The organism is Runella sp. R5_40, assembly GCF_057652295.1.
The window spans coordinates 243,923-259,767 of the sequence record NZ_JBYFCH010000001.1; the positions used below are offsets into that span (position 1 = coordinate 243,923).

Below are 15,845 nucleotides of genomic sequence, written 5' to 3' on the forward strand. Positions count from 1 at the left end.
AGGCTTTGTAAGCTTTTTAGCTATCGTTGGGTTGTGAGCAACCTTCTACATGTTAGCGTCGGGGTGTGAGCAACCCTCTTCACGTCAGCGTCGGGGTGTGAGCACCCCTCCACACGTAAGCAACCCTCGGCACGGTGAGCCGCTCACTATTTTCCTTGCGGGCGGCGCAACACGAGGCTATCGGCAGGGTACTGCGCTTTGAGCGAGTCCATGTTGGTTTGCGCCCAGTTGATAAGCGTTTGTTTTTGCGCTTCGGTCAATTTAGCTCCCGAATGCAATCCAAAATAAGTGTAAGACTCCAGCGGCATTTCTCCTTCTTTAATCATCTCGATGGTTTCTTCAAACTTATGGTTTTGGTACGCCACCGAGCGCGACGTAAAGTTTGAAAAATTGAGATGCCGCTTTCCGTCGGTGACGTGGTGGTCCAAAAACCAAGCGACAGGCTGAATGTTTGAATACCACGGATATTCCGTTTTATTGCTGTGACAATCGTCGCACGCTACTTTCAGCAGGCTTTTTACGTCCGTAGGAACGGCATATTTGGTCGAAACGTCGTAGGTACGGTCGTCAGAAAGATTTTTCTCAGGTCGGATAAATTGGATGAGAATCAAAACCGCTCCCAAACCAATCAAAATTTTGTTTTTCATAGTGATACGTAGCTAAATTTTAAACTGTTTTTGCCGTCAGCTTGCTTTGCTTCGTAAGCCACAACCAATTGGTTTCCAAGAACAATCCCAGTTGAATTGGTCGCATTGGTGGCGTCTGCTATCCACGTAGTTTCCGACACTTGCCCTTCCGCAATTTTACGATAGGCTATTTGAGTTGGCGTACCTTCACCTTTACTTTGTTCCCACAGCATCACCGCTGCATTTCCATTGCTGGTCAAGGCGGGATTTTTTGCGGAAGCCTCGGTCAAGACAAAGAATTTTTTACCCTCTCTGGTTGTCAGGCGAATGCCTTTTTCTTGGTCTGAGCCCGAAAACCACGCCAAAAGCTCGCTTTTACCGTATTGGGTAGAAATAGCGCCACTGTGAGGGCAGCCCATGATTTTCCAGTTGTCGTTATATACAATCGCCGACTTTGAAAACGTGGCCGCGTTATCTGTCGAAATCAAACGTGCCATATCGCGAATATCGTCGTTGTTGTCGCGATACACAACCGTCAGTGCTCCGCTAGCATCCACCGACAAATTGATGGGGCAGCAATCGCACACCACCGCATCTAATAAACGTTCGGGCTGCATTACACCACCTTTTGAGACGACCATGCGCAAATCCCGTTCTTCGTGTTTGGTGCTATTGGCCACGTCTTTCAAATACGCCACGGCGATTTCATCGTTTGGCAAAACCACCGCATCAAAGAAACCACGCACAATTCCCTGTTTAGGGTCAGAATCCACCGACTGCGGCGCTGTCCACGTAGCCCCTCCGTCTTTGGAAACACAATACACAATGTTAGAAGAACGGCCTCCTCCGCGTCCTGAAGCGGGTGCGGCACCAGCTTCTCCGCGATTTGAAAACACGGCCACAAAACTACCATCCTTTTTAGAAAGCACTTTCGCCCGCATCATGCGGCTATTGCCAATGCCGTTACCGCTAAAAATGGTCTTCTTTTCGGCAAACGTTTTGCCTTTATCTTTTGAAAACGCTACGCAGAAAGAGGTCATTCCTGAAGCCTCTTTTTCGGTCCACGATAGCATCAATTCTCCTTTGGTCGTTTCGGCCAACAGAGGCATTGAGTACGTTTTTGTGGGGTCAAGGTCGATGGGGGAAACAGCAAAGTTGGTATTGGTAGGAACCCAAGTTGTAAATTCGGGCGTACTTTCACCGTGACAAATAACCATTTCGGAGGGCGTCGGCGTGGCTGTTGGGAAAAAACTTCCCAATACACCTACCAACACGAGCGGAAGAAATGCGCTTACATTCATCATTGGACTAAAAGGTTTGATTAAAAAAAGAGTAAGTAGCTAACAATCACTGAAACGAAAGTATTCCTTTTCTGAATGATTCAAAAAAGAACTATACCAATTATTGATTTTGATAGATGGCTTACCAACTTTGCTAGACAACTCCTCCTTTTTACTCTATATCCAGTGTTTGCGTTTGAAGAAAAACCACATGGCGGCCATTGAAAAAATCATGAGCAATAACGAGAACCAAAATCCAAAGGGATGCGTGCTGCTTGGCAAAATGGTGTAATTCATTCCAAAAATACCCGCAATCAACGTAGGAGGCATAAAAATGATGGTAAAGACCGTAAAAATCTTGATAATCTGGTTTTGTTCAAGATTAATAAGACCCATAAAGGTATTTTGCAGATACTCCAATCGCTCAAAATTGAAGGTACTGTATTCCAAAAGCGAGCTAATGTCTTTCAACACAATGCGTAAGCGTTCTTTTCTATCATCGGGAAAAAATTGGCTTCGTAGAATGCCCGACAAAACCCGTTGTTTATCAATAATAGTTTCGCGCAAGAGCATGGTATTTTCTTGCATCATATTGATTTTCAGCAGAATTTCTTGCTTTGCTTTTTGTTCCCGATTGAGGTCTTTGCTAATGGTACTGATGTCACGCGAGAGCCCTTCGAGCACGTCGGCGTCGCTTTCGATGCGGGTTTCGAGCAAAAGAAGAAGAATATCAACCCCGTTTTGAAAAGTCTCTTGACTCACTTTCATTTTCCGAACCGTATCGGCAAATGTTTTTGAGTCGCCATCACGATAGGTAAACAGCACGCCTTCCCGAATCAGGAGCGAAACGGGGTAAATCGCGTAGCCATCTGCATTGATTTTCAAAAAATTAGAGTTAGCATTGATGGTATCGTTTTGTTCAAAATACCGCGAACTGCTCTCAATTTCCACAATTTCTTGGGGTGTCTGGAAACTAATATCGCACTTGGTTTCGACCCATTCTTCTTCTTCTTGCGTGGGTGACTGCAAGTCTATCCACAAAATTTGCTTGATGTGTCCAATTTCGCGAACGTCGTTTTCGCGTTTGATGTGCTTTCCTTCACGATAAAAAATACGTACCATACCTCACTGCATTTGCGCCAAAGTTAGTGATTTGGTTGATGAAACCTATAAGGTTTACACTTGCAAACTTCATAGGTTTTGATGAAATTGCTCAAATGCAAGATTTTTTTTCCAACGAGATGCAACATCTTTTAAATCAGATTTGTCATTACTACGAAATTACAGCCAATTGGAATCTAAACTATACATAGACAAACACGTCGAACTCGTAGAAAGATGCAGACAGGGCGAGCGCAAAGCGCAGTACGAACTCTATAAGTTGTATTCAAAGTCCATGTTTAACGTCTGTATGCGGGTGGTCAATCACATAGGAGAGGCCGAAGACGTACTGCAAGAGGCATTTTTGGATGCGTTTTGCCACTTACATACGTTCAAAGGGCAGTCCACGTTTGGGGCGTGGCTGAAGCAGATTGTGGTCAACAAAGCCATCAATCACCTCCGACAACGTAAAATGCAACTGGTTGATATTGAGGGCTACGGCAGCGACGACCAAGACATAGCCGACGATGTTCCGTTCGACGAAGAAGGAATTCAGATGGATGTAGAACGGGTTCGTAAGTGCATTGAGCAGCTCCCCGAAGGTTACCGTGTCGTTTTGTCACTCTATTTGTTTGAGGGATACGACCACGAAGAAATCGGTGAAATCCTCGGTATCAGCGAAAGTACCTCGCGTACGCAGTACATGCGGGGAAAGAAAAAATTATTAGAAATGTTACGCCCTCTTTGAGTTTCTTAAAAAAACACACCGTTTTAGAGAAAAGAGAGCCGCGATAAATACCAAAGAAGATGAAAGACAAATTGCAACGATTCGTAAGAGACAACCGAGAGGCGTTTGATGTATATGAACCTTCCGACGACCTTTGGAATCGGTTGAACCAACAACTACCCGCCGAAGAAGCGCCCAAAGTTGTCCCAGAAGTTACCCCTGCCGTGAGTGCGCCTAGTCCGTTTAAACAGGCTTGGCGAAACCTCAACTGGCGCATTGCGGCCTCCATTGCTTTGGTAATTGGCCTTGGGTGGGTTGGATACCGTGTTAATCAAAATTACGGTATTACAGAAGCTCCCGAAGTAGCCCTTAGCAATCCAACGTTTGCCAAACAAGTCAGTCAATATACCCAATTGATCGATACCAAACGGGATGAGCTTCGCCAAATGACTGAAAGTAACCCTAATTTGTATAAAGAATTTGCCGTAGAACTGGATCAGCTTGAGCGCTCATACCAAAACCTGAAATCCGACCTTCCGAAGAACCCCAACCAAGAAGTGGTGATTCAGGCCATGATTCAGAACCTACAGTGGCAGATTGATTTATTAAACCAACAGTTGGACATTATCCAGCGCATCAAAAACAAGAACAACCATGCAAACGATAAAATCATGTAATTGGCAGTTAGTAAATACCTTTTTGGTAGCTTTCTGTCTGTTTTCGGCCTTTGGAGCAACGGCTCACGAATGGGGCACCATCGAAAAGAAAAAATCGGTGATTAAGATTTACGATACTTCGTCTAAAGACAACTTATTGCTCGACAATCAGTTTGGGCAGGTAAAAGTGAACCTTTGGGACAAAAACGAAATACGGATTGACATTCACATTGTGGCTAACTCAAGCAGCGATGACCGCGCCCAAGAATACCTCGACGGCGTAGTGATTGAAGACAAACGGGAAGGCAACCAAATCAATGTTCGTACGATTATCAACAAATCGAACAACTCAAACGGTTGGAGCTGGAAAAATAACAACAACGAAAAGAATTTTGTGCAAATCGACTATAACGTGTCAATGCCGAAAAACACGCCTTTGACGGTTAAAAATCGTTTTGGAAATACCAACATTCCCACGTTCAAAGCGCCGTTGGTCGTTGTTTCGAAGTACGGCACTTTTATGGCTAACGATTTGGTAGGTAGCAAAAATGACATTGACGTATCGTACGGTAAAGCGGAAATTCAGCAAATCACCAACGGCAACCTCGATATTTCGTATTCGACCCTCGAACTCGAAAAAGCCGAAAATATCACGCTCAACAACAAGTTTGGCAAAATGAAAATCGGCGAAGTAGAAACCCTCGATGGCCAAATTAGCTACTCGGGTGGACGTATCGGTACGCTCAAAGGTTCGAGCAAAATTAAGCTCAGTTTCTCGGGCGGCTTCCGCATCGACCAACTGACGCAATCGGCTGATAATGTTGATATTTTGGCCAATTATTCGTCGGTAGTGATTCCAATGGAAAACAACGAATGCAACTTCGACGTCACGGTGAGCTACGGCGGGTTCAAATACCCCAACGACCGCAAAGTATCATTCACTCAAAACGACGACGAACGCAAAGACAACGAACACCGCGGCCCAAAAATGACCAAACAATACGTCGGTAAAATTGGAACGGGCAAAGGCACTAGAGTGAAAATTGTCTCAAAATACGGTGAAGTGAGCCTTCGATAATCGTAAACTGTCTCAAAATACAAACCCCCGCGCTTGACAAGCACGGGGGTTTATTTTGAGTATAATTGCCTTTCATCCCCTTACTCTTCCACAAAATCCAAGTTGCGTCCAAAGGTTTCGTCGGTTTTATAGATGGCTAATAGGGCTAAACCATAGCACAATACTCCCAATAACGCCGCGCCACCCAGCGCTCCAAACGAAGGTTTTAACCCTTGAAAAGCCAACGTCATCGGGATAGCCATTCCTCGCACCACGCTCGGCACCGAAGTGGTCGCCGTAGCACGGAGATTGGTGCCGTAGAGTTCGGCCACCATCATCAGGTACAGGCCAATGTAGCCCGTGCAAACTCCCGTCAAAAAGCACACTACATAGAGCATATTGGCCGACTTAACACCTCCGAAGAGGTAAATTCCGACAAAAATAACTCCAATGAAAAGCAAAAATAGGATGGCTTTTCGTCGAGATTGTAGCCAATGACTCAGCGGCCCGCTAAAGAAGTCGCCTGCGGTTAGGCCAAAGTAAATAAACATCACACACTTGCCAGGCGAAATCCCTTCGTCGATGCCCAGCGCTTTCCCAAACTCATTGCCAAACGTCCCCAATATTCCCACCACAAACCAAGTCGGGACGCCGATGAGCACGCAACGAAAATACTTGACCAGCCTCGGCCAGCTGCTAAAAAAGTACAAATAATTACCTCGGGAAACCTTCGTTTCTTTCAGTTGCAAAAACAGTCCCGACTCAAACACACTAATTCGCAAGAGCAGCAGCAACAAGCCCATGCCTCCGCCCACCATGTAGGCCGTTCGCCACGTAAACCATTCTTGGGTCAGGTAGGCAGCACCCGCCCCCAAATACCCAATCCCAGCCACCAACGTCGGCCCAAGGCTGCGAATCTCTTTGGGGACGATTTCGGTTACGAGGGTCATGGCTGCGCCAATTTCTCCCGACAACCCTACCCCCGCCACAAAGCGCAGTAAGGCGTACAGGTTGGGGTCTTCGACAAAACCACAGGCAATGTTGGCCAACGAATAGGTAATGATAGACCCAAACAACACCGATAAGCGACCGCGTTTATCGCCCCAAATTCCCCATACTATTCCGCCTACCAACAAACCCGCTTGCTGACAGTTGAAGATAAACGTTCCAATTTTAGAAACTTCGGCTTCCGAATAGCCCAGCGATTGAAGACTTGGAACGCGTACAATGCTGAAAATAAGCAGATCGTACACGTCCACAAAAAAACCAAGCGCCGACACAATGACGGGCAAGGCAAAAAGAGCACGGTATTTCATCCTCTTAGATTTCTACAAAGTCAAGGTCTTTGCCGTGGGTTTCGGGAACGGTGAGGGTCGAGTAAAACCCTAGAGCGTAGCTCAAAATCCCTACCAACGTACCCGCTCCGATAACGCCCAACTGAGGAACAGTGAGCGAAAACCAACCAAAGACGTCCAACGAGCCTGTTTTGAAACCCGCAAAGAGCGTCGTCATCAAAATCACCATTCCGCGTACCATGTTGGGAACGGTTGTCGCAGCCGTAGCCCGAAGGTTTGTACCAAATTGCTCGGCACCGATGGTCACAAACATGGCCCAGTAGCCAATCCCGAAGCCCATCAACAAACAAAGGGTATAAAGCATGGTCGAAGATTGTACGCCCGCAAACAAATACACAATGCTAAATACGCCCGAAAACGCCATCAGCACTGCCACAGCTTTTTTGCGCGAGTGGAAGTAGTGGCTAATAAATCCGCTGGCTAAGTCGCCGCCTGCCAAGCCCACGTAGCACCACATAATGGCCAACCCTGGTTTGATGGGTTCGGTGATGCCCAAGGCTTTGCCAAATTCGTTGCTGAAAGTTGCCAAAATACCAATCACAAACCACGTTGGAAGACCGATTCCGATACATTTCATGTAGCGTACAAAGCGTTCCCAGTTGGTAAAAAACGAAAGAAAATCGCCTTTGGCGACGTGTTTTTGGCTGGAGACTTCGGTAAACATCCCTGATTCAATGACGCCCACGCGAAGTAAAAGAAGGCCAAATCCTAGCCCACCACCCACAAAATAAGCAATGCGCCAGTCGCCAAATATCTCGACCGTAAAATAGGCCACTACCGCGCCTAACAGGCCAATTCCAGCCACCAACGATGTTCCGATGGCACGAAGTTCTTTGGGTAAAATTTCGGACACGAGGGTGATGCCTGCTCCCAATTCTCCCGCCAATCCAATCCCCGCAATAAAGCGTAAGTATTTATACAACTCAGTAGCTGGCAAAAACGAGGTATCTTGGATAAATCCACAAAGTACGTTGGCAATGGAGTAAGTGATGATGGAACCAAACAACACCGAAAGGCGGCCGCGTTTGTCGCCCAATACCCCCCAAATGATTCCGCCAAGCAACAAACCTCCCATTTGCCAGTTGATGATGGAAGCCCCCACCGCCGACACGTCTTGCTCACTCAAACCCAAATCTTTGAGGCTAGGTACGCGTACAATTCCAAATAATAGTAAATCGTAAATATCAACGAAGTAGCCTAGTGCGGCCACAATAACAGGAAGCCCAAAAAGGGTATTTTGGTTAGAAGATTTAGGCATTGAGTGGATGTAGGTTATGGTTTTTCTGCAATAATAGCAAAAATATGCTCCCAAAACTTCTTATGCCAATTTTGCGGTGTTATAATTAGCCCCAATGGGCAATAATTGTCCTGCCACACTCACTTCATAACGGTCAAACCGCTCAACTTTACTTTTTGCCACAATATACGACCGATGAATCCGCACAAACTGCTCGCCTGGAAGTAAGCCTTCTGCCTCGCTCATCGTCATGCGAGAAGCAATTTTTTGGGTTTTAGTAACAAAAACAACGTAGTTGCCACCCGCTTCCAAATACAAAATATCGTCGAGCATCACCCGCACTTGCTCGTAGCCATTTTTCACAAAAATGCTCTCGGTGGGCGCGACCGTCACTGGGCGGACTTTGGCTTCTTCCGAGGCCAATTCGCGCATTTTTAGCGTTTCGTGAGCTCTGTTGCACGCCTTCAAAAAACGGCTCAACGCAAAGGGTTTCAACAGATAATCAACTGCATCAAAGTCGTAGCTCTGGACAGCATGTTCGGCGTAAGCAGTAGTAAAAATCACAAGCGGTGGGCTCGGAAGAGCTCGCAAAAACTCCAACCCCGAAATATCGGGCATTTTTATGTCCAAGAAAATCAAGTCCACCGATTGTTTTTGCAGAAAATCCAACGCCTCAAACGCATCCTGAAAAGTAGCTTGTAGCTCCAAATAGGGCACTTTTTGGGCAAAAACGCGCACTATGTCTAGCGCTTTGGGCTCGTCGTCGATGGCAATGGCAATCATGGGTTTTGAATTTGAGTGACTCGGTCTTCGGTCAGGTTGTGAGCAACCTGACTCACAGTGGTTGGGGTTGCTCACAACCAACAAGCATACGCACAACTTTTGTATTTCTTAGCCGTCGGTCAGGTTGTGAGCAACCTGACTCACAGTGGCTGGGGTTGCTCACAACCCCAACTTTTGACGCAAAAATCAGCTTTTTACGCGGATGTTCTAAAAATATGGGACGAACCTCCTTACAAATGGGATAAACTCAGCTTTGCCCGATGAGCGAAAAAAACGTTTGTCGGTAGCTATCCGAAATCGGAATGACCGCTTCACCCAGCCGAATACGGTCTTTTTCAATCGAATCAATCTTCGCAATCGCTACCATGTACGACTTATGCACCCGACACAAAAGGCTCGGTGGCAGCTCTTGTTCAAACTCAGCGAAGGTCTGCAACGTCATGATTTTCTGGGTGGCCGTATGAATCCTTCGGTAATTGCCCATGCCTTCGATAAACAGGATTTCGTCCAGCATGAGCTTTTCGAGGCGGTATTCGGTTTTGACAAAAATAAACGGCCTCGAATTTTGAGGCTCGGATTTGGGCAATAAACTTTGCGCTCGGTCAACGGCCTGAACAAAACGCTCAAAGGTGTAAGGTTTGAGTAAATAGTCGGCGATTTTGAGGTCAAATCCTTTGAGTGCATACTCATGGTAGGCCGTCGTCAGAATAACTTGCCCTTTCAATGACACACTTTCTAGGAGCTGAATACCTGAAAAATCGCCCAAATGAATATCCAAAAAGACAATATCAATCGGGTTATTTTTCAAAAAACTCAATGCCTCCAACGCGCTCTCAAACGTTGCTTTTAGGCTTAGGAAAGGCAATTTTTGTACGTAGCTTTGGGCACGTTCGAGCGCCAGAGGCTCGTCTTCGACAATAATACAGCTATGCTTCATGGCGACTGATTCGTAACCTTACCCGATAATCTTCTTCAGAACTGACAATGTCTAATTGGTGGCGGTCGGGGTACAGCAAAGATAACCGTCTTTTGATAAGTTCGTTGCCCAAACCGCCGTATTCGGTCGTACTAGGCTGTAATCGACGTTTGTTAACACAGTCAAACACAATGGCTTCGGGCGACACCTCCACCGAAACGTCGATGACATTGCCTTGCTTTCGTGCATCGGCGTGTTTAAAGGCATTTTCCACAAAAGGAATCAACACCATCGGGGCAATGGTGGCCTCGCCTACCGCTCCTTCTACTCGAAAACGAGCAAAATCAGGGTTGGATGTTCTGATTTTTTGCAGGGCAACGTATTTTTCCAAATAGCTCAGCTCTCGGCTCAACGGTATCTCTTCCGATTTGGTTTCGTACAGCATAAACCGCATGATGTCAGACAGTTGATTAAGATAAGCCGATGCCTGCGAGGCATTTTTGGCAATAAGTACGTCGATGTTGTTGAGGGTATTGAACAAAAAATGCGGGCTAATTTGTGATTTGACCAACGCCAGTTCCATTTCAAAATTCTTTTGCATCAGCGCCTCTTTCAGTTTGATTTCGGAGTACCAGCGCATAAACCCCCGCATAATCAACGCCACCGCTCCGTTGAGCACCGCGATAATGGTAATGACCACCAACAACGCTAACGTGGTTTTCGCTCCCTCATGAAACACTCCTGGCCCCACTTTAAACGTGTACAACACCGACATAACCACCTCACTGATAAACCCGCAGCCCATAGCGGTGAGTAAGCCTACCACAAACAACAACACGATTTTTCGACGCATCAAAAAAAGGTCGAACAGCAGAAAATAGAAAGTATAAAACCCCAATAGCGCGGGAAAAATGGCAAAAGTGCTGAAGAAAACGTGAAACCGCCACTGGTAAAAAAAAGGCTGCCCCTTGATGGGCGAGCCCAATTGAAGACACACCAGTATCAGCGACAGCAATAAAAAGTACAGCACCCAGTACCCAAAATGCAATGAAATCACTACGCCTCGCTTCATGTGTTGTGCATCGGTTTTAAAAAATATATCTTTAGCTTTTGTCCTTTTTTAGGACGTAAAAGAAGTAACTCAAAAGCGTAAATCCAACGAAATACCCCAATGCCCATTTGAAAAAAACATCGACCGCCAACGTGCCCAGTTTTGCCCCGCGAAGACTGAAAAAATAATACGGACAATAACTATACGGCAGCCAATGCCCGTGCTCCCACTCCAGCCCTATCAACGACGCCAACAGCAGCCCAATACCCGCTCCGAGCGGCACCAAAAAATTACGAAACTGAAGACTAACTAGGTATTGAAAGCCCACAATAGGCAAACAATTTACCCAAAAATGACTGCTTGTTTTTAGATACACTTCCCACGGAAACGCTTGTTTGGGCAGCGAAATCCCCCGCACCAAGGGCGGAAGTATGCCCGACAAATACATGCCAAGGTTGAATAACACAAAAAATTGAAAAAGCATGGTTAGCAAAACGCTCAGCTTTGCCACAAAAATAGTGGTATAGCTTTGTGGAGTCGTGTGGAGTTGCTTCCACGTATTGTTGCGAAACTCCATTTGGGTAAGCAAGCTCGTGGCCAGTACAAGTCCCATTGGCAGCATAAAAATAGCCATAAACTGCCAACTTTGCCCCAAAATCCCTTCCCAATAAGTCGGGGAAACAACCTCTTTGCGGAGTTTGTCGGGGTACAAAACCCGCGCCCAAAAGAGAATAAACGGAATAAAAAAACCACCGAGAACCACCAACCAAGCCGCCAAACTTCGCTTGGTTTTGAGCCATTCGCTCTGATAACTAGCTACAAACGTTGTCATGTTTTGGGGAAGATTAGGAGTGAGTTAAGGTCATAAAAATGCTTTCTAAATCGCTTTCGACGGTACTGATTTCGTAAACATCGAGCTGATGCTGTACCAATTCGCGGTTCAGTTGGGCAATTTCCGAACGCGCCAACAACGGCAGCACGATTTTGTCCTGCTCCTGCCTTGCGTCCAGCCCTTGGGCTATCAGACGCTCAACGGCCGCTGCGTTATTGCTGGTATTGAGCCGTATTCCTCCCGCACTCCGTTGCCGCTGCATCAATTCACCCAACGACCCCTCAAACAGCATTTTGCCTTGGTTAATGATGCCAACTTCCGTCACCAATTTTTCAATTTCGGACAGCAAGTGGCTCGAAATCAAAATCGTAATTCCGTGTTCTTTGTTGAGGCGTTTGAGCAACTCCCGCATTTCCACCATTCCGCTCGGGTCTAAGCCATTGGTAGGTTCGTCGAGCACCAACACCGACGGACTGTGCAACAAGGCCGTGGCAATGCCCAGCCGCTGTTTCATCCCGAGCGAAAACTGTCCTGCTTTTTTGGTGCCCGTTTGCCCCAATCCTACCAACTCCAATACTTCCTGAATACGCGTTTTGGGGCAACCATAGAGTTTTTGCCAAACGCTGAGGTTTTCCGTAGCCGTGAGTTGGCTATAGAGGGAAGGCGACTCAATCAACGAGCCGATTTTGGACAAAACAGACAGTCGATGGGACGCAAACTCCTCCCCAAAGACCTTAATCTGCCCTTGTTGTTTTTTTAATAGGCCCAAAATGAGCTTGAGCGTAGTGGTTTTTCCCGCGCCGTTGGGACCTAAAAATCCGTAGATACTCCCTTCTTTCACCCGAAGGTTGACACGATGAAGCTCGTTGCCCTGTCGGGAATACTGGTACGACAACTCGCTGGTTTCGATACAATACATGGCTGTTGATAGATAAACATTTTGAATTTCGATGTCAAAAATCGAAGTTCAAGTGCTTTCCATCAATTCTATTACGTGAATCAGCCCAATTTGTACGCGAATGGGGGAAATAACGGGGTCAGTGCCGTAGCTTAGTTTTTACCTAAGTTCAACGCTGCCTTGGCGCGGTCGTAGAAACCTGTACTGCGAAAAGTAAAGGTTTTGTGCAAAATGAAGTTGCTCACAAAACTAAAGCCCATTCCTACCAAAGTAGAAGTAGCTTCGGTCACGTTGATTTCTCTTGACTTAGCGGGAATAAAATCAAACGGGATTTGGTAGATAAAATCCGTAGGACTTGATGCATGAAAAAGCTCCAACGATAAAGCTGACAAACCAACGGTAATTCCAAAAGACAAACACGCTACGATGCCAAATTTGACCATCTCACGGCGGGTTTGGTTGGTATTTCGGGCATCAAAGGCAAAAAGTTTTGTTAACACAAAACCAACAAAAAACGATACGATATAACCCAACGAAACCGAAGTGTAAAAATCGACGTAGTTACGGAAAAAACTCCCAGAAGCAAGCTGAACAACGGCCCCAGTACCTGCAATCAAAAAATATACGACGAGGTCTTTTATGTTAAATAGAGTAGTTTTCTTCTTCACAAGTGTGCATAGTAAGTGGACAAAATAAACGCATTTTTGACAGCCGCCCAAAAATAAACTAGGGTTTTTATCAAATGGCCTCTTACAAAGAAAGCGCTCGGTAGCAAACCGAGCGCTTTCAAGGGTATTTTTAAGGCCAATTACTTCTTCTTTTTGGCGGGTGGCGGAGGTGGTGGCGGCGGTGTTCCTGCACCTTTGGGAGCAATGGGAGCCACGGCCTTCACCGCAGATGCGGGCGTATGAACGGCACGTGGTGCACGAAGAGTGCGGGCCCCTTTCGCACGAAACTCGGCTGGTGGCGGGGGTGGCGGAGGCGGGAATAAATTATTCAACTCATCTGAGTAGCGTTCCATTTCCTGCGAAAACTTCTCGTTTATCGCTTCCAACTTACGTTGTTGCTCTTCCAATTCCTCGATGGGCTTGCGGGCGGCCTTTTCTTGTTCCGACAATTCGGCCATCTGCTTATTAAACTGCTGCATCTGACTTTCAAATTGTTTCACCTGCTCTTCGTACTGCACCAATGCCTTTTCAATCTGGTCGTCTGATAGCTTTTTGGCCGCATTTTCTTGGTGAAGCAACTGACTGCGTTTGTCCAAAATTTGACTGCGCTCGTTGGACGCTTTGTTCTTTTTCCATTCGAGTACTTCCCGCTTGCGCTCCACTTCGTTTACCTGAAATTCGTACTGCTCCATTTTTAGGCGCAGCTCGTTCATTTTGTGCATCTGAGGCTCCATCAATCGGTGAAGGCTGTCGATTTGGCGGTGGTAATAGGCCATTTTTGCCTCGTCTATTTTAGCTTCAAATGTACTACCTACCTCTACCCATTTTCCGTTGACTAGAATGGAGTCGGCTAGTTCAACTTCTGACAATTCCTCAACAGGCTCAATCACATCTTCTACTGCGTCCATGAGCTCTATGTTATCCAGCGAAATGTTGCCCAAAGCAGACAAACCTGTTGACAACCCATCTTCAACTTCCGTAATCCGAGACAATATAGCCCTAAAATCAGCTTGTTTAATATCGCTAAGCGTTACCGTTCCCTCTGCCAACTGCTCCTTTAGATGCTGTAACTCCGCCACTTGCTTTGACGACAAAAAACGATTTTTCCATTTTACTTTGGTCAACTTACCCTGTTCATCCATCACAAATTGCATGTCTTTCAAGGTATGGCTGGTGTTTCTAAGTTTGGCGTCTTTTTTGGGCTTATCCTGCGGCTGAAAAGCATACACAGAAACGCCTACTACCAAGAGTAATACCAACAACAAACCACTCGCGTTCAACCGTTGCTGCGGCTTTTCAGTCACGCCCAATACTCTTTTGACGCGGTGTAGCATGGCTCCTTTTTTATTGGCAAAAGCCATCGCTAACGCGGGGGTGGAACGGTAAGCGGCTACTTCGGCCAAGGCTTTGGCCATGGCCATTTTGTCGCCACAAACGGCAACGGCAATGTCGTCGCAGCAGTGTTCCCGCTCTTGACGGACGCGCCCCGACAACCACCATAAGGCTGGATGAAAGAAATAAACCACTTCAACCAACGATTGGAGTAGGTTCACCAAATAATCGTAACGCTTCACGTGGGCTAGTTCGTGGGCCAAAACTGCCTCAATTTGCTTGGGGCTCAACCCCGTAACCAAGCCAACGGGCAAAAGCACCACAGGCTTTACAAACCCAATCACCATGGGCGTATTGACGCGCACGGACTCAAACAAATGCACGTTTTGACGAATGCGCAATGTCCCCAACACCCGACGGAACAACGACTGTACACTAGGCTCCGTCAGTTGAATGCCTTCGGCTTTGAGTTGTTGCACATACACCCAACTTCCCACCAAACGTACCAATAGTACCGAAGCCCCAATGCCCCAAAATAGCACAATGGTATCCAAATGGAGTTGGAGAAACAGGAGCACTTCTTTGTACCAAGGCAACGCCACTTTGGCGTAAGTCATGCCCGAGGCCCAGTAACGTTGCGTTTGAAGCGTTGTCAATGAAGACGTGGCAACGGCGCTTACTGGCTGATAATAAAGCACAAAGGTCGCCACCGAAGCAACAACTTGGGCGACCAAGCCGCTGATACCTACCCAATACTTCACCACGCTTGAGCGCTTACGCAAGGCAAACAACGCAACTGAGGCAAGGAGTACTACCACTCCCCCTTGCCAAAGAGAGTGAAGCAATGTCCATCCCAAAGCCGAGGTGATGGGTTCGGAGAAAAAAGTCGTCGTTTTCATGGCTGTTGTTCGATTTGGTCTAAGAGTTTACGAATTTCATCCAGTTCAGCAGGGGTAGTTTTGTGCGAACCAAGGGCTTGCATGACCAGCTTGCTGGCCGACCCCCGAAAGGCCGTACCCACAAATCGCTCAAGCAGCGTGGCTTGGGTTTCTTCTTCGCTCACGTTGGCTTCATATACGTGCGAACGGGCGTCTTCTACCCGCGTCAGTAGCCCTTTCTCGTACATGATTTGCATTAGTTTGAGGGTGGTGGTGTAACCCACGTCGCGATTTTCGGTCAAACGCTCGTTGACCTGCCGTACCGTACAAGGGCCTTCTTGCCAAAGCACTTGTAAGATTTCGAGTTCGGAGTCTGTTGGTTTCATGGTCTAAGTACGAATAATTTCGTAGCAAACATATACGAAGCGTTTCGTATTACCAAATTTTT

Annotated in this window: 16 protein-coding genes; 3 read left to right on the forward strand and 13 right to left on the reverse strand. The window is 46.7% G+C overall.

Annotation, left to right across the window (positions count from 1 at the left end; genetic code table 11):
* Nucleotides 1–146: 146 nt before the first annotated feature.
* The 3 genes from AC23N5_RS01080 to corA form a co-directional block, all read right to left on the reverse strand.
* Nucleotides 147–647, reverse strand: coding sequence for a heme-binding domain-containing protein (locus AC23N5_RS01080; RefSeq protein WP_487754173.1), 501 nt, complete (start codon nucleotides 645–647; stop codon nucleotides 147–149).
* Nucleotides 644–1,930, reverse strand: a complete 1,287-nt coding sequence (locus tag AC23N5_RS01085; protein ID WP_487754174.1) for a sialidase family protein — start codon at nucleotides 1,928–1,930, stop codon at nucleotides 644–646. The genes AC23N5_RS01080 and AC23N5_RS01085 overlap by 4 nt, the downstream gene beginning before the upstream one ends.
* 153 nt (nucleotides 1,931–2,083) lie before the next feature.
* A complete protein-coding gene (gene corA, locus AC23N5_RS01090; RefSeq protein ID WP_122932346.1) occupies nucleotides 2,084–3,028 on the reverse strand; it encodes a magnesium/cobalt transporter CorA in 945 nt (314 codons plus the stop codon).
* A gap of 169 nt (nucleotides 3,029–3,197) precedes the next feature.
* Between corA and AC23N5_RS01095 the strand changes: the two genes are divergently transcribed.
* The 3 genes from AC23N5_RS01095 to AC23N5_RS01105 are packed head-to-tail and all read left to right on the forward strand — an operon-like array spanning nucleotide 3,198 to nucleotide 5,468.
* Nucleotides 3,198–3,755, forward strand: coding sequence for an RNA polymerase sigma factor (locus tag AC23N5_RS01095; RefSeq protein ID WP_183972142.1), 558 nt, complete (start codon nucleotides 3,198–3,200; stop codon nucleotides 3,753–3,755).
* A gap of 59 nt (nucleotides 3,756–3,814) precedes the next feature.
* Complete coding sequence (locus tag AC23N5_RS01100) at nucleotides 3,815–4,411, forward strand: hypothetical protein (protein ID WP_487754175.1); 597 nt, start codon at nucleotides 3,815–3,817, stop codon at nucleotides 4,409–4,411.
* The gene (locus AC23N5_RS01105) at nucleotides 4,389–5,468 is read left to right on the forward strand and encodes a hypothetical protein (protein WP_487754176.1); all 1,080 of its coding nucleotides are present in this window, start codon (nucleotides 4,389–4,391) and stop codon (nucleotides 5,466–5,468) included. The genes AC23N5_RS01100 and AC23N5_RS01105 overlap by 23 nt, the downstream gene beginning before the upstream one ends.
* 80 nt (nucleotides 5,469–5,548) lie before the next feature.
* On the opposite strand, the gene AC23N5_RS01110 is transcribed toward AC23N5_RS01105, so the two are convergent.
* The 10 genes from AC23N5_RS01110 to AC23N5_RS01155 form a co-directional block, all read right to left on the reverse strand.
* Nucleotides 5,549–6,763 (reverse strand): MFS transporter, encoded by a 1,215-nt coding sequence (locus AC23N5_RS01110; protein WP_487754177.1) that lies wholly within the window; start codon nucleotides 6,761–6,763, stop codon nucleotides 5,549–5,551.
* Between the two features lie 4 nt (nucleotides 6,764–6,767).
* The gene (locus AC23N5_RS01115) at nucleotides 6,768–8,060 is read right to left on the reverse strand and encodes an MFS transporter (RefSeq protein ID WP_487754178.1); all 1,293 of its coding nucleotides are present in this window, start codon (nucleotides 8,058–8,060) and stop codon (nucleotides 6,768–6,770) included.
* 60 nt (nucleotides 8,061–8,120) lie between these two features.
* A complete protein-coding gene (locus AC23N5_RS01120; RefSeq protein WP_487754179.1) occupies nucleotides 8,121–8,822 on the reverse strand; it encodes a LytR/AlgR family response regulator transcription factor in 702 nt (233 codons plus the stop codon).
* A gap of 247 nt (nucleotides 8,823–9,069) precedes the next feature.
* A complete protein-coding gene (locus AC23N5_RS01125) occupies nucleotides 9,070–9,759 on the reverse strand; it encodes a LytR/AlgR family response regulator transcription factor (RefSeq protein WP_487754180.1) in 690 nt (229 codons plus the stop codon).
* Nucleotides 9,749–10,810, reverse strand: a complete 1,062-nt coding sequence (locus tag AC23N5_RS01130; protein WP_487754181.1) for a sensor histidine kinase — start codon at nucleotides 10,808–10,810, stop codon at nucleotides 9,749–9,751. The genes AC23N5_RS01125 and AC23N5_RS01130 overlap by 11 nt, the downstream gene beginning before the upstream one ends.
* Before the next feature lie 31 nt (nucleotides 10,811–10,841).
* Nucleotides 10,842–11,621 carry an ABC transporter permease gene (locus AC23N5_RS01135; protein ID WP_487754182.1) on the reverse strand — a complete coding sequence of 260 codons (780 nt, stop codon included), beginning with the start codon at nucleotides 11,619–11,621 and terminating at the stop codon, nucleotides 10,842–10,844.
* A 13-nt stretch (nucleotides 11,622–11,634) separates the two neighbouring features.
* The gene (locus AC23N5_RS01140; protein ID WP_487754183.1) at nucleotides 11,635–12,540 is read right to left on the reverse strand and encodes an ATP-binding cassette domain-containing protein; all 906 of its coding nucleotides are present in this window, start codon (nucleotides 12,538–12,540) and stop codon (nucleotides 11,635–11,637) included.
* Between the two features lie 131 nt (nucleotides 12,541–12,671).
* Complete coding sequence (locus tag AC23N5_RS01145) at nucleotides 12,672–13,187, reverse strand: GtrA family protein (protein WP_310586977.1); 516 nt, start codon at nucleotides 13,185–13,187, stop codon at nucleotides 12,672–12,674.
* A 140-nt stretch (nucleotides 13,188–13,327) separates the two neighbouring features.
* Nucleotides 13,328–15,418 (reverse strand): M56 family metallopeptidase, encoded by a 2,091-nt coding sequence (locus AC23N5_RS01150; RefSeq protein WP_487754184.1) that lies wholly within the window; start codon nucleotides 15,416–15,418, stop codon nucleotides 13,328–13,330.
* Entirely contained in the window at nucleotides 15,415–15,783 is a 369-nt protein-coding gene (locus tag AC23N5_RS01155; RefSeq protein ID WP_028524084.1) for a BlaI/MecI/CopY family transcriptional regulator, read from the reverse strand. The genes AC23N5_RS01150 and AC23N5_RS01155 overlap by 4 nt, the downstream gene beginning before the upstream one ends.
* Nucleotides 15,784–15,845 lie beyond the last annotated feature (62 nt).